Genomic DNA, 13265 nt, shown 5'->3' on the forward strand with positions numbered 1-13265 from the left:
ACATTATAGAATCCGCCTCAGAACAGTAGGATTACAACAAGGTTGGAGACCTTTTTTCAGGACGTGACACCACGGATGGCGGGCAACTGAAGGCTGTATTTTTTTAGAAGACTTTGGTTTATTATCGAAAGCAATTTACCTGTATGTCACTTTTTGCCTAGAATTTATTCTATTAGTACAATTTTTTCACAAATTTAGGTACCGCCAATGCAAACCCCGCAAATTCTTATCGTAGAAGATGAGCAAGTAACTCGTAACACTCTTAAGAGTATTTTTGAAGCAGAGGGATACGCTGTTTTTGAGGCCAGTGACGGTGAAGAGATGCACCAGGTGCTGTCTGATAATCAGGTGAACCTGGTGATCATGGACATCAACCTGCCTGGTAAAAATGGCCTGTTGTTGGCACGCGAACTGCGTGAACAAGCGAACATCGCCCTGATGTTCCTGACTGGCCGTGATAACGAAGTGGATAAAATCCTGGGCCTTGAAATTGGTGCCGACGATTACATTACCAAACCGTTCAATCCACGCGAGCTGACCATTCGTGCACGCAACCTGTTGAGCCGCTCGATGAGCGCCAATGCCACGCACGAAGAAAAGCGCAGTGTCGACAAATACAAGTTCAACGGTTGGGTACTGGATATCAACAGCCGCTCACTGGTTAGCCCAGATGGCGATGGCTACAAGCTGCCACGTTCTGAGTTCCGTGCACTGCTGCACTTCTGCGAAAACCCGGGCAAAATTCAAACCCGTGCGGACCTGCTGAAGAAAATGACCGGACGTGAACTTAAGCCGCACGACCGGACCGTCGATGTGACCATCCGTCGTATCCGTAAACACTTTGAGTCGGTCTCTGGTACACCAGAAATTATTGCCACCATTCACGGTGAAGGCTACCGCTTCTGCGGCGACCTGGAAGAGTAATTCCCTTCCCTAACAACGACAGAGGCTTGCCAAATGGCAAGCCTTTTTGCTTCTTGGCGCATCAATACACCACATCAATTTTCACGTTTTTCTCGATCAGCCACTGCGTCTTTGCTCCTTCCGATAAACGCAATGCCACATCGACGCGCGCACGGTCATTGACGCCGACAGGCTCAGCAAACACCACTTCCCAACGGTTTTCACTTTGAGTCCGGACTTCCAGTTGCTTGGCATCGATCTGCCAGGTGTTGTCTCCTTGCTTGATGATCAGAGCTTCGGCATCCAGATCCGCCGGCATAGACTGATCTGAGCTGAGGTACAACGCCCCGTGCAGCACCTGGTCAGTTTCTTCTTCCACTGTCGGCATTTTGTTCAGCCACAATGTGCTTTTGAGTGACACTGCAATATTGGCAATGGTCGCCACATTCGATTGCTCCCACGCTACTGGATGAACGCTGCATCCCCACAACAACACGCTCGTCAGACAAGCCACGGCTAACTTTTTCATTTTTTTCCCCTCTGCTCTAACCAACTTCTTAGTATCTGGATATCGTTCAGATACTCATTTTTTATCTCTTCAACCCAGTCATCGATGTTTTCCCACCACGCAGGCATGTCTGGCGACTGCGCTTTCTGCGCGATACTCTGAATGTGTTTCAAACCGATAGAACCCGCTGCACCTTTAATTTTATGCGCTTCCGACACGATTCCGTCTTGATGCTTGGCCGTCATATTGGAGTCGAGTACTTCAATATACTCCGGCATCATGTTTTCAAACATATCGATGCTGTCGAGTACCGGTTGCGGCCCAACAATATCAACATACGACTCCAACATATCCAGATCGAGTACCCGGCAGCACAAATCACTGCTCTCAGTCGTCTCCACTGTAACTTCAGGCGCCGATACCACCAATGCTGGCTCGTCTGAAGTGAATTTCGCGATCACTTCCTGAACAGCGGTTACCGACAACGGTTTACTGATGGCATCGTCCATGCCTTTTTGCAGGTACTCGGCTTTGTTTTTGAGTACATTCGCCGTCAAGGCCACCAGCGGCGGCAGATCTTTGTAAGTGTTACGGAAAAACGCTGCTACATCGAATCCGGTCATATCTGGTAACTGAATATCGAGGAACACCAGATCATAGAGTTCAGGATCAAACATCTCGATCGCTTCTTCCCCGGTCATCGCCACCGATACTTCGTGCCCCATACTCTCCAGTAACGAGCGCGCCACAGTAATGTTCAGTTCAATGTCTTCCACCATGAAGATGTTCAGCTCTTTGCGTTCGCTCTGCGCGCTTTGCTCCGGCAGCGAAATGTCCGCCAACGGTACACGGATCGTCACCGTAAATGTGCTACCAAAGCCTTCTTCACTGCTGACGGTGATGTCGCCATCCATCATGTTAATCAGCTGTTTAGACACCGCCAGGCCAATCCCCGTCCCGACTGCGTGCAGATTGTCCTTGCCAGATTTCACCTGATAATACATGGCAAAAATCTTATCCAGCTCAGCTTCCGGAATGCCAATCCCGCTGTCTTCGACTTCCATGGTGATGTTGGCGTGCCCATTGTCTACGTCAGCACTGACCGTCATCACCACCCCGCCTTCTTTGGTGAACTTCATCGCGTTGCTGATCAAATTCCACAACACCTGACGCAGACGGGTGGCGTCCACTTCGATCGCCGCCGGCAGTTCGCTGAGGCGTTCGAGATCAAACCTCAGCCCTTTTTGCTCAGCCATCAACGCCGAAATACTCTCCATTTCCACAACAAACTCTTCAAAGTTCAGCGGCGCCGGGTAGAGCTCCAATTTACGCCGATCGAACTTATCCATATCAATGATATCGTTGAAAATATTACCCAAGGTGATCGCACTGACGTTGATCGTCTGCATGTGGTTGCGCTGCTCCGGCGTAAGTGGCGTATCGAGCAGCATCCGGCTCAAGCCGACAATTCCGTTGAGCGGCGTGCGCAACTCATGACTGATGGTGGAGATAAAAGTGGTTTTATCCCGGCTGGCTTTTTCGAGTGACTCTTCATGACGCTTGCGCTCGGTGATATCACGTCCAAAACCCACCAGGCCAAGATGGCGGCCATCTTTGCTGTAAAACGGCACTTTTCGGATTTCAAAGTAGTTACGCCGGCCATCCGGATACTCGAGCCACTGCTCGTAAGTAATCGCACGGTTGTTGGCGAACACCTGCTGGTCGGTATCCACTATCGGCTGTGCCACCTCTTTGCGGTAGACATCCCAGGGCGTCAAACCAACCAGCTCACTTTCCCGCTTGCCGGTCAGCTCTTCCATCGCACGGTTGCAACCTGAGAAAATGCCTTCAGCATTACGGTAGTAAATCAAATCGGGGGAAGCATCGATGAAGGAACGCAGTAACGCGGTACGTTCTGCCAGCTCTAACTGAGTGCGCTCCCGCTGATAGACCTCATTTTCCAGATCTTTCATCGCTTCTTCACGCGCTTCTTCGGCTTTAATACGCTCTTCGATCTCCAGGTTCAACTTCGCAATGTTCTGCTGCAGCTTGTGGTTCAACTCCTGGTCACGTGAGCGCATGTCTTTTAACTTAGAGACCAGTTTAGACAGGCGCTGACGGGATTCTTCCAGTTGATCCACCACCACAGAAAGAAAGTACACCGCCCAGGGCGTGATCAACAGGCCGAAAAACACCGAGCGAACAATATCAATGTCGTCCACCCGGCCATTAAGGACCAAGGTGATCCCAACCTGCACCACCACCGCCAGTGCCACCAGCGCCAGTGCGAGTAATATAGAAAATCGGAGAATGCCCAGCTTGACCAAAAGATCAACATAATACTGAGCCAGATTCTTGATGGGTTTCATGCAATGCTCCATGCCACTTGACCGCCGGGGCGCCACTCAGAGAAAAGGCGAATTTGTCAGCGCGTTCCGGATAGAGTTAGTCTACTGATTTTGCTGACCTCAGGTAAGGGAAACCTGAAGGCTCAGCGCTTCAATGTTGAGATGTGTGATAAACGCAGGTTTGATTGCGTCCCTGCGCTTTGGCCTGATAGAGCGCACTGTCAGCCATGGCGATCAGATCCTCCGGGCGATCCTGCGGCGTCGGCAGGTACGATACCAGCCCGATACTGACGGTGACCTTTCCGGAGGTGGGGGAATCACTGTGCTCAATCGCCAACGCGGCAATTTCCGCATGGATCTTCTGGGCCACTTTCAGCGCGCCCTCTTGGGTGGTATTGGGCAGTAAGAATCCAAACTCTTCCCCGCCGTATCGCGCAACGCAGTCACTGCTGCGTGACAACACCCGGGCAAAGGCGCCAGCCACTTCCACCAAGGCATCGTCTCCTTGCTGATGTCCATAATGATCGTTGTAGCCTTTAAAGTCATCAATGTCGCACAGCATCACGGTCAGAGGCTGCTTTTCACGCACGTGCAGGTGCCATAAAGTGTTGAGCTGTTCATCGAATTTGCGCCGGTTGGCGATTTGGGTCAGGCTGTCGACAAAGCTTAGTCGTGCCAGCTCCTGATTGGCCTCCGCCAGTTTCTGCTCAGCCAGATAGCGCTCTGAGACATCACGCGCCATGATCAGCACGCCATTAGTGCCCGACATTGGATCCTTGTACGGTGACTTCACCACGTCGTACCACGTGTAACCACCATCGGTACGCGCGACCCGGTCCAGCATCCGCAAGGATTTACCCTCTTCCATGACCTGACGATCCGATTCTTTAAATCGGCCATGAATGCCCTCCGGGACTACTTCATCCAACCTTTTCCCTAGCAGTTCATCCACCGACGACAATCCGAGTGCCTGAACAAACGGCTGGTTGCAGGCCTGATAGACCATATTTTCATTGAAGATACCGATGGCGTCCGGGCTCGATTCGAGAATGTTCTGCAAAATGGTGTCACGCTGAGCCAGCGCCACTTCGGTGTCCCGGCGCTTCTCCATCTCATCACGCAGGTTCTTTTGCATGTTGTGCCAGTCGGTCACATCATGACTGATGCCCAATACGCCAATCCGTTCGCCACGCGGCGACAACAGCAAGCTGAGGTGGGTTTCAAGCAGACAACTGCGCCCATCGGGAGTTACGGTCCAGCGACGAACACTGGAACGACCTTTGATCGTTCCGTCAGAGGCAATGCACCCCTCGCTTTCACGACCTTTCCAGAAACGCTCAAATGCCCGGTTGGCCGAAATCAGCTTGCCCTGATTGTCTTTGACGAAAATCAGTTCCGACAGAGAATTCATCGCGCTGTTGGCGATCGACAGGGATTGCATTTCCTGCTGGCGATCCTCGTCGGTTTGACAATGAGGCGTCGCGTAGATCAACCACACGAATTTGCCACGGTAGAGCGTTTTGCTGCCACACAAAGACACTTTCACTTTAGAATGGGATGATGTCGGCCAGAGCTCGCTATGGTCGCTGAAACGCCGAGAGCTGAATTGATTGAGCATCGACAGCAGATAGTGTTGTGAGACATCCGCAGGCAGGAAATAATGGTTGCCGACCAAGCGGATCCCCAACAGTTGCATGGCTGGTCGGTTGGACAACAATAACCGCCCGCTACTGGCGTCGATCAGCAACAATGCTGCGGGAGAATCCTGCAGTAAAGACTCAAGATGCTTTTGCGCCCGAGTGTAGATGTATGTCAGGATCAAAACACTCGCCAGCAGCACGGCCAACCATGCGCCATGCTGTGAGATGAGATTCCAAAACCCGCTAAAGAGCTGTTCCATCTACCCTCGAATTAATCCTTTGGTTTACTAAAGATTAGAAAGATATCAGGTTCTTGTCTGTGGATCTGCACCAATTGATGGTTTTGTGTATATAAACGGCTGACCAAGCAATGATCCTTGTGCGCCGTCACGATCCAGCCGACGGCCAATTTCCGTCATCGCCAGCCAGCGATTCTCACACCACAACGGCGCCAGTAATGTCGGCCGCCGCGCCGCCGAGCTAACCCGGTGGAACACCACTTGAGGTGGTGTCATGCGTATCATGTCACAAGCAATATCAACATACGTTTCCAGGCTCAGAACAGGTAACCGCCCCGCTCGCCAGGCTTTCGCCATGGTGCTGCCCTCAACAATATGTAACCCGTGCAACTTAATCCCATCCGTACCAACGGCCAACACCTGACGCAGCGTGGCCAGATTGTCCGTTTTGTTCTCTTTTGGCAGCCCAACGATCAAATGAGTACAGACTTTGATCCCCAATGCACGCGCACGCTGGGCAATATCTGCGTAGCAGGCAAAATCATGCCCACGATTGATGCGTTTGAGCGTGGCGTCGTTGGCGGTCTGCAGCCCCAACTCCAGCCAGACTTCCCGCCCCTGAGAAACATATTCCGACAACAACGTCAGTACCGCCTCCGGTACGCAGTCCGGCCGGGTCCCGACGCACAAGCCCACAATATCCGCTGCCTGTAACGCCTGTTCATACATCTGGCGCAGTGTCTGCACTTCCGCATAGGTGCTGGTGTAAGCCTGAAAATACGCCAGGTACTTTTTAGCTCGATTGACTTCACCCGCCCGATCGGTTAACTGCTCAGCGATGCTTTTTTGCTGTGCCTGTTCATCAGCGAATGAGGCCACATTGCAAAACGTACACCCGCCTCGTCCAATCGTGCCATCCCGATTTGGACAGTTAAACCCGCCGTGCAACGTCAATTTGTGTACTTTCTCGCCATAGCGTCGGGTCAAATCCTGGCCAATCGTATTGACCAGTTCATGTAGCTGCATCGATTACCTCAAAGAAAACTGCGCTCACGCGATTACGTAATTTAATTACACAAATGCAAAAGAAAACCACTCATCTTAGAGTGTTTAAAACAAGCACACCCTGGTAGAAATCAATAAACATGCACTTTTCAAAGCCAAATTTGATTATTGTTGCGCATTTGTTAATTTAAAAATTCATTATAGCGTATAAAAAACCATCAAACAGGCTTCAGTTTTGATTGCCAAGGCCCGTCACAAAATTGTAGGATAATTACGTTTTGTGCTTTTTTTTGTATTTTTAATTACACAATCAAACGCAGAAAATCGGTGTTATTCGTCCCCCTCCGATATAAATCACTGAAAAAGTGACACTCAAAATACGGATATCACCAAGGAATGTTTTTCTCGCAACATATCTTCAGCGAGAGACGGAATGGACTCGGAGTTGCCACCTTGGCGGACTCAGAATCAAAAAATAAAGGAACAGACGTACAGACTGAGTGAACGGCTCAGTATTGTCGCGTCTCCACTAAACTGGAAGGATGTATCTATGGTAGATAGAGAGCAGAAATCACAAGGCCTCTACACTCCAGAACTGGAGCATGACGCGTGTGGTATCGGTTTTGTCGCTCATCTGAAAAACCGCAAATCGCACGAAGTCGTCACTCAGGCACTGGATATGCTGGCACGGATGGAGCACCGCGGTGGTCAGGGCTGTGACCCTTGCAGCGGCGACGGTGCGGGCATTTTATTGCAGAAACCCCATGAATTCCTATTAGAAGAAGCCGTCAAGCTGGGCATCAAACTGCCTTCTTTCGAGCAGTATGGCGTGGGCGTCGTGCTGTTCCCGAAAGACGAATACCAACGCGAACAATGTCGCGACATTTTGGAACGCAATGCCAAACGACTGGATTTGGAGATCATCGGTTACCGGGTTCTGCCGACCGACAACACTATGATCGGCGCGGATCCGCTCAGTACCGAACCTCAGTTCGAGCATGTGTTTGTCACCGGCGGACCGGGCACTTCGCCACAAGAGCTGGAACGCAAATTATACGTCCTGCGTAACTACACCGTACGAGTCTGTCTGGAAAGCGTGTCGAACATTGGCGACGGATTCTACATCAATTCGATGTCGTACAAGACTCTGGTCTACAAAGGTCAGTTGACCACAGAGCAGGTCCCACAGTATTTCCTCGATCTGCAAAACCCGACCATGGTGACAGCGCTGGCATTGGTTCACTCTCGCTTCTCTACCAATACTTTCCCAAAATGGCGCCTGGCACAGCCTTTCCGTTACATTGCCCACAACGGTGAAATCAACACTGTGCGCGGTAATCTCAACTGGATGAAAGCGCGCGAGGCGATCCTCGAATCGGAGCTGTTCAGCCAGGCCGAGATCGACATGTTGCTGCCGATCTGTCAGGAAGGCAGCTCAGATTCATCCAACTTCGATATGGCACTGGAGCTCCTGGTACTGTCTGGTCGTAGCCTGCCACACGCTCTGATGATGTTGATCCCAGAAGCCTGGCAAGAAAACAAAACCATGGATCCTAAGCGTCGTGCGTTCTACCAGTACCACGCCAATATTATGGAGCCGTGGGATGGCCCAGCTTCCGTCTGTTTCACCGACGGCGTTCAAGTGGGGGCCACCCTCGACCGTAACGGTCTGCGCCCGTCTCGCTACACCGTGACCAAAGATAACTTCCTGGTGATGGCGTCGGAGTCTGGCGTGGTGGACATTGCTCCTGAGAACGTGGAATTTCGTGGTCGCCTGCAGCCCGGACGTATCTTCGTTGCCGATTTAGAGCAAGGTCGCATCATTTCTGACGAAGAAGTGAAAGACACCATCGCCACCGCTCAGCCATACGAGCAGTGGGTAGCTGAGAACCTGCTGAACCTGCACAAGCTCCCCGATGCAAGCAACCAGTTCAGCCAACCGTCTCCGGAGCGGCTGCTTCACCGCCAACAAGCGTTTGGGGTCAGCAGCGAAGAAGTCAACGAACTGATTGTGCCGATGGCTCAAGACGGCAAAGAGCCGCTCTCTGCCATGGGCGCGGACTGGCCGCTGGCGGTGCTGTCGCATCAGTCTCAGCATCTGTCTAACTACTTTAAGCAGCTGTTTGCTCAGGTCACCAACCCGCCGATCGATCCAATCCGCGAGCGCATGGTGATGTCGCTCAACACTTACTTAGGGAAAGACCAAAACCTGCTGACGGAAACACCGCTTCACTGTCAGAAAGTTGAGCTGGAATCGCCGGTGCTGGCAAACTCTGAGCTGGAGAAACTGCGTGCAATCGACAACGAGCATCTGCAAGCCAAAACACTGGATATCGTCTTTCAGGCCAGCGAAGATCAAGGCAAACTTGAGCGGGCGCTCAAACGCATCTGCCAATACGCAGAAGACGCGGTAATTGATGGTTACTCCATCATCTTACTGACCGACCGTGCCGTGAACTCAAACCACGCCGCAATCCCAGCCATGCTGGCGGTCGGTGCGGTGCATCACCACCTGATCCGCAAAGGCCTGCGCGCGAAGTGTGACATTGTGGTCGAAACCGGTGACGCCCGTGAAACGCACCACTTTGCTACTCTGATTGGTTACGGCGCCAATGCCGTGAACCCTTACTTGGTGATTGAAACCATCATAGATCTGCAACGCACGAAAAAGTTAGATCCAGACGCGAACCCACGCGATCTGTTCAATAACTATCGCAAAGCGATCAATGGCGGCCTGTTGAAGATCTTCTCGAAGATGGGCATCTCTACCCTGCAGTCGTACCACGGCGCGCAAATCTTCGAAGCCTTGGGCATCCACAAATCGGTGGTCGACAAATACTTCACGGGCACCGTTTCTCGTATCCAGGGGCTCACTCTGGACAACATCGCCAAAGAAGTGCTGATCCGTCACCGCATCGGCTACCCTCAACGCGAAATCCCAGTTCAAATGCTCGACGTGGGTGGGGTTTACCAATGGAAACAACGTGGTGAAAAGCACCTGTTCAATCCAGAAACGATTTCTCTGTTGCAACAATCAACACGTAACAAAGATTACGCTCAGTTCAAACAGTACGCGAGCGCCGTCGATAAACAAGGCGACAACGCAGTAACGCTCCGTAGCCAACTCGAGTTCATCAAAAACCCAGCCGGCGCTGTCTCTATCGACGAAGTAGAGCCTATCGAGAGCATCGTCAAACGCTTTGCCACCGGTGCGATGTCATTCGGTTCGATCTCTTATGAAGCGCACTCCACACTAGCGGTTGCGATGAACCGCCTCGGCGCGAAGTCGAACTCAGGTGAAGGTGGTGAAGATCCGATGCGCTTTGAGCGCAAAGACAATGGTGACTGGGAACGCTCAGCCATTAAACAGGTGGCGTCAGGCCGTTTCGGTGTAACCTCTTACTACCTCACCAATGCCGATGAGCTGCAAATAAAAATGGCGCAAGGCGCGAAACCTGGTGAAGGTGGTCAGCTGCCTGGCGATAAAGTCGATGATTGGATCGGCGCGACGCGTCACTCAACGCCGGGAGTCGGTCTCATCTCACCTCCGCCGCACCACGATATCTATTCCATCGAAGATTTGGCTCAGTTGATCTACGACTTGAAAAACGCTAACCGTGCCGGTCGCGTTAACGTGAAACTGGTGTCGGAAGCCGGTGTTGGTACTATCGCTTCCGGTGTCGCCAAAGCCAAAGCCGACGTCGTGCTGATCGCAGGTTTCGACGGCGGTACCGGCGCGTCACCCATGTCTTCCATTCGCCATACCGGCCTTCCTTGGGAACTCGGCTTGGCAGAAACCCACCAGACGCTGCTGAAAAACGGCCTGCGTAACCGTATCGTCGTTCAGGCGGATGGTCAGATGAAAACCCCGCGCGACCTGGCAGTCGCTACCCTGCTCGGTGCAGAGGAATGGGGGGTCGCCACCGCCGCATTGGTGGTTGAAGGTTGTATCATGATGCGTAAGTGTCATAAAAACACCTGCCCGGTTGGTATCGCCACACAGAACAAAACGCTGCGCGAGCGCTTTGATGGCCGAGTCGAAGATGTGGTGACTTTCTTCCAGTATATGGCGCAAGGTCTGCGTGAAATCATGGCGGAGCTGGGTTTCCGCACTATCGACGAAATGGTCGGCCAGGGCCAGAAACTGAAAGTTCGCCAAGACGTTTCGCACTGGAAATACCAAAACCTCGATCTGTCTCCTGTTCTTCACATTGAGCAGCCACGTGAATCAGACGGTATCCACAACCAAACGCAGCAGAACCACAACCTTGAAGCTGTGCTAGACCGTAAGTTGATTCAGTCCGCAATTCCAGCGCTAGAAAAAGGCCAGGCAGTGGATGCAGAGTTCCCTATCGTTAACACTGACCGTTCTGTCGGTACCATGCTGTCGAACGAAATTTCGAAAGTATACAAAGACCAAGGGCTGCCTCAACCGATGACGGTGAAGTTCAAAGGCTCAGCCGGTCAGTCCTTCGGTGCCTTCCTGGCGAAAGGTGTTCAGTTCGACGTCGAAGGCGATGCGAACGACTACTGGGGTAAAGGGTTGTCTGGCGGTACCTTAGTACTCTACCCAGATGCGAACTCTAGCATTGTGGCCGAAGACAACATCGTAGTGGGTAACGTCTGTTTCTACGGCGCGACCTCAGGTGAATCGTTTATTCGCGGCATGGCGGGAGAGCGTTTCTGTGTGCGTAACTCGGGTGCCAAAGTCGTGGTTGAAGGGGTCGGAGATCACGGCTGTGAATACATGACGGGCGGCGCAGCGATCATTCTGGGCTCAACGGGTCGTAACTTCGCTGCCGGTATGAGTGGCGGTGTCGCTTACGTATGGGATAAGTCCGGCGACTTTGAGTCGAAACTGAACCCAGAACTGGTGGACCTGGATCCTATTGAGCAAGAAGATCGCGAACTCTTACTCAACATGCTCACCAAGCATGTTGAATTCACAGGAAGTGAAGTCGCTCAGTCTTTCCTGGACAACTTTGAAGCCAGCCTGGCTTCGTTAGTAAAAGTGATGCCGCGCGACTATAAAGCGGTACTGCAAAAGCGGAAAGCTGAAGCGCAGTCTCAAGGAAATGCAACTCAAGCGGAGGCCGTGTAATGGGTAAGCCTACTGGATTTTTAGAGCATGGTCGTGAACTGCCACAGAAGATCGACCCGCAAGAACGCATCAAGAATAACAAAGAGTTTGTTCTCAACGAGGAGTTTGGTAGCAAAATCAACACTCAGGCTTCTCGCTGTATGGATTGTGGTGTGCCGTTTTGTCATAACGGCTGCCCGATTGGCAACATCATTCCGGAATTTAACGATGCGGTGTATCGTGATAGCTGGGAAGAAGCCTGGAACATTCTCAGCTCCACCAACAACTTCCCGGAGTTTACCGGTCGAGTGTGTCCGGCGCCGTGTGAAAGTGCGTGTGTCCTCGGGATCAACCAGGATCCCATCACCATCTGTAACATCGAGAAAACCATCGTTGAAACGGCGTATCGTGAAGGGTACGCCAAACCGAAAACGCCACGTTCTCGCACAGGTAAAACCGTAGCAATCATCGGCTCTGGCCCGGCGGGCCTGGCCGCCGCTGAGCAGCTAAACAGCGCAGGCCATACGGTGACGGTATTTGAACGTGATGAAAAAGTGGGCGGCTTACTGCGTTTTGGGATCCCTGATTTCAAACTGGGTATGGACGTGATTGATCGTAAGATCAACTTAATGGCAGAAGCTGGCGTTGAGTTTAAAGTCAATCAACACGTGGGTGTCGATATCAACGCCCAGCAACTGCGTCAGGAATACGATGTGGTGCTACTGACCGGCGGGTCAACCGTTCCTCGTGATCTTCCTGTGCCGGGACGCGAGCTAAAAGGCGTGTACTTTGCGATGCAGTTCCTCGGACAAAATAATCGCCGCGCGAACAACATGGCTCTCAAAGGGGAAGAGATTCACGCCGCAGGGAAACACGTTGTTGTCATCGGTGGTGGTGATACGGGATCTGACTGTGTGGGTACGTCAAATCGTCACGGTGCCGCTAGCGTTACTCAGGTTGAAATCATGCCGATTCCACCGGAGAAACGTCCAACCAATATGCCCTGGCCACAATACCCGATGATCCTGCGCACCTCGACCTCTCATGAAGAAGGCGTCGATCGTCACTGGAATATCCTGACCAAAGCCTTCATCGGTAACGACAAAGGTGAAGTCACAGGTCTGCGCCTGGCCGACATCGTCTGGGAAGAGGCAAAACCCGGTGAGCGCCCCAGCTTTAAAGAAGTGGAAGGCAGCGAACGCGTGATCCCTTGTGACATGGCTTTCCTGGCCATGGGCTTTTTGCATCCGGAACCTACCGGTGTGCTGGCTCAACTGGATATCGAGCTCGATGATCGCGGTAATGTGGCCACGCTAGATTTTGCCACCAACCAAGAAGGCGTCTTCGCCGCAGGTGATATGCGCACAGGTCAGTCTCTGGTCGTACGCTGTATTAATGAAGGTCGTGAATGCGCGCGCGCCATTGACACTTACCTGATGGGCACCAGCAACCTGGAGGCAAGAGCCGATTCCCTGATGCTGTCCGCCTAACCACCATCGCCGGGTGATTGGATAAACAGCATGCTTATCCATGAAACCCCGG

7 protein-coding genes are annotated in these 13265 nt (G+C 52.2%); 3 read left to right on the forward strand and 4 right to left on the reverse strand.

Features of this window, described 5'->3' with window-relative positions:
* The first annotated feature begins 207 nt into the window (after nucleotides 1-207).
* A complete protein-coding gene (arcA, locus tag CAG64_RS02685) occupies nucleotides 208-924 on the forward strand; it encodes a two-component system response regulator ArcA (protein WP_021705674.1) in 717 nt (238 codons plus the stop codon).
* A gap of 61 nt (nucleotides 925-985) precedes the next feature.
* Here the strand turns inward: arcA and CAG64_RS02690 are convergent, their stop codons facing one another.
* From CAG64_RS02690 to CAG64_RS02705, 4 genes are all read right to left on the reverse strand, one after another.
* The gene (locus CAG64_RS02690) at nucleotides 986-1432 is read right to left on the reverse strand and encodes a hypothetical protein (RefSeq protein WP_161457230.1); all 447 of its coding nucleotides are present in this window, start codon (nucleotides 1430-1432) and stop codon (nucleotides 986-988) included.
* On the reverse strand, nucleotides 1429-3780 hold the full coding sequence (arcB, locus tag CAG64_RS02695) for an aerobic respiration two-component sensor histidine kinase ArcB (protein ID WP_161457231.1): 2352 nt from the start codon (nucleotides 3778-3780) through the stop codon (nucleotides 1429-1431). The genes CAG64_RS02690 and arcB overlap by 4 nt, the downstream gene beginning before the upstream one ends.
* 130 nt (nucleotides 3781-3910) lie before the next feature.
* On the reverse strand, nucleotides 3911-5659 hold the full coding sequence (locus CAG64_RS02700) for a diguanylate cyclase domain-containing protein (protein WP_161457232.1): 1749 nt from the start codon (nucleotides 5657-5659) through the stop codon (nucleotides 3911-3913).
* 45 nt (nucleotides 5660-5704) lie between these two features.
* A complete protein-coding gene (locus CAG64_RS02705) occupies nucleotides 5705-6664 on the reverse strand; it encodes a TIGR01212 family radical SAM protein (RefSeq protein WP_161457233.1) in 960 nt (319 codons plus the stop codon).
* Between the two features lie 529 nt (nucleotides 6665-7193).
* Between CAG64_RS02705 and gltB the strand changes: the two genes are divergently transcribed.
* Nucleotides 7194-11744 (forward strand): glutamate synthase large subunit, encoded by a 4551-nt coding sequence (gene gltB / locus CAG64_RS02710; protein WP_161457521.1) that lies wholly within the window; start codon nucleotides 7194-7196, stop codon nucleotides 11742-11744.
* Nucleotides 11744-13213: a glutamate synthase subunit beta gene (locus CAG64_RS02715; protein WP_161457522.1), complete on the forward strand. Its 1470-nt coding sequence runs from the start codon at nucleotides 11744-11746 to the stop codon at nucleotides 13211-13213. Before gltB ends, CAG64_RS02715 begins: the two co-directional genes overlap by 1 nt.
* Nucleotides 13214-13265: the final 52 nt, after the last annotated feature.

It is taken from the genome of Vibrio sp. V38_P2S17PM301, assembly GCF_009904845.1.
Taxonomy (GTDB): domain Bacteria; phylum Pseudomonadota; class Gammaproteobacteria; order Enterobacterales; family Vibrionaceae; genus Vibrio; species Vibrio proteolyticus.

Bases quoted from the DNA above. Each gene is read 5' to 3' on its own strand.
- CAG64_RS02715 (WP_161457522.1), top strand. From the start codon at position 11,744: ATGGGTAAGCCTACTGGATTTTTAGAGCATGGTCGTGAACTGCCACAG.
- CAG64_RS02700 (WP_161457232.1), bottom strand. From the start codon at position 5,659: ATGGAACAGCTCTTTAGCGGGTTTTGGAATCTCATCTCACAGCATGGC.
- CAG64_RS02705 (WP_161457233.1), bottom strand. From the start codon at position 6,664: ATGCAGCTACATGAACTGGTCAATACGATTGGCCAGGATTTGACCCGA.
- gltB (WP_161457521.1), top strand. From the start codon at position 7,194: ATGGTAGATAGAGAGCAGAAATCACAAGGCCTCTACACTCCAGAACTG.
- arcA (WP_021705674.1), top strand. From the start codon at position 208: ATGCAAACCCCGCAAATTCTTATCGTAGAAGATGAGCAAGTAACTCGT.
- CAG64_RS02690 (WP_161457230.1), bottom strand. From the start codon at position 1,432: ATGAAAAAGTTAGCCGTGGCTTGTCTGACGAGCGTGTTGTTGTGGGGA.
- arcB (WP_161457231.1), bottom strand. From the start codon at position 3,780: ATGAAACCCATCAAGAATCTGGCTCAGTATTATGTTGATCTTTTGGTC.